Origin of the sequence: Candidatus Proelusimicrobium excrementi (assembly GCF_937881865.1) — a bacterium.
Lineage (GTDB): Bacteria > Elusimicrobiota > Elusimicrobia > Elusimicrobiales > Elusimicrobiaceae > Proelusimicrobium > Proelusimicrobium excrementi.
The window spans coordinates 1-1,683 of sequence record NZ_CALGEO010000074.1; the positions used below are offsets into that span (position 1 = coordinate 1).

The 1,683-nt window shown below is 50.7% G+C and carries 1 protein-coding gene; it reads left to right on the forward strand.

Going from position 1 to position 1,683, the window contains the following annotated elements:
- The coding region (locus tag ACQY26_RS03540; protein ID WP_428047722.1) for a hypothetical protein at nucleotides 1–1,398 on the forward strand (1,398 nt) is incomplete at its 5' end.
- Nucleotides 1,399–1,683 lie beyond the last annotated feature (285 nt).

The following is a 1,683-nucleotide window of genomic DNA, read 5'->3' on the forward strand; positions in this document are numbered from 1 at the left end:
GGATCAAGCTGGCTTTTGGGCAAAAAAGACTCCGGCCCCAAGGCTTCAGCATTTATATACAACTTCCTTGCGGCCACCACCGTTACGGCCACGGCCCCGATGATAAGCCAAGTGTATAATTTGGATACCGCGGCCACAAACACCATAATCAGCTTTATAAGCTATTTGCCGGCCATGGCGGTGCCTTTTATGGGGTACTTCTTTAAAAAATACGGAGTAACGAATCCGGCAAAAGCGGCCTCCGCGGCTACGGCTTTAGGCGTAGGTATGACGATATTCGGCGGGCTTAACGGCTTTACCGCAGACGCAAGCGCGGCCGGGCTTTTAACCTCCCTCTCCGGAATAACGCTTATATCCTTGGGCAATGAAATAAAATACGCCACCATGTTCCCGATGATAGATACGAACTTCGACACGCAAAAGGCCCTTTCTCTGACAACGCAGACGACCATGGCCAGAAGCGCGGGTACGATACTGTTCCTTGAGTTCGGCCCCATACTGAACTGGTTTTCCCAGTCTTTAGGATTAGGGGAAGTAAACAGCGCGGTTACGTTTCCTTTGCTTTTGGCCCCGTTAAGCCTTATGGCTGTAAGGAGCATATTTAAAGGCAATTATAAGGATGTGCCTATCCCGGAATCAAAAGGCGACAACGGCCTTAAAGCTTTGGCGCAGATGTTCCTCAAGGATAAAGAAGCGCGCAAAGCGGCTTTAGCCTTCGCCATGATAGAAGCCGGGGAGCTTACCACGTCATTGCTCGTATTTTCTCTGGCGCAGGAACATTACGGCGTACTTTCCGATATGCCAAACATATTGGGCGGAGTCCTGATTTACGCCACCATGGGCGCGGCCAGGCTTATCTGCGGGGAACTGCAGAAACGTGGGATACTTTCTTCAAATTCCACTTATAAAATATCCGGGGCTTTGGCCGCAGGCGGCCTGAGCGCATTGGCGCTGGGCGGGATGTCCCCTTTAGGCCTTGCCGGCGCGGCTATGTTCTTTATAGGCGACGCAAACCTCTTTCCGCCTCTTTTGAACGCCACGCTTAAAGGAAGAGGGGAAAAAGCCGCCAACACCACGCTGCTTATATTCAGCTTATCCAGCGCGGCGGCCATAGGCGGTACGGTGCTGAGCCTGGCCGGAAATATCCTCGGTTCTTTGCAGGCGACGGTATTGGTGCCTTTCATGTTTACCGGCGGAGCCATGATTTTAGGCAAAAGCCTGTTTAAAAACAAAACCGCCGCGGAAGAAACGCCCGTAGCTTCACCTTCTTTTGATCTGGAAACTTCCGTCGTATACGTTAACGGGGAGGACGGTGCCCCCTCAGCCGGCGCGGAATCGAAAGAAAAAAGCGCAAAAGCCCCACAACCCGGGGAGGATAAAACCGCCAAATCCAAATAAATATTTTTTGCGATAAGCCGGTTTTGAAAACAAAAAAGCCGTCCGAATTTTATTTCGGGCGGCTTTTATATAAAGCGGAATTAGTCTTATTTAAAGATTTACGCCTTTCATTATTCTCTGCCATACGGCTTTAAATATATTTTTGCCGTAGGCGGAAGCTTCCCCGATGACTGGAAGGCTAATATAAGGGGAGTGGACCTTAATCTGCAGTATCCGGCGGGCTGGGAGCAGGCCAGAGCAAACAAATACGCCCTTGGATATATCTACCCGGCACCGGCGGACTTT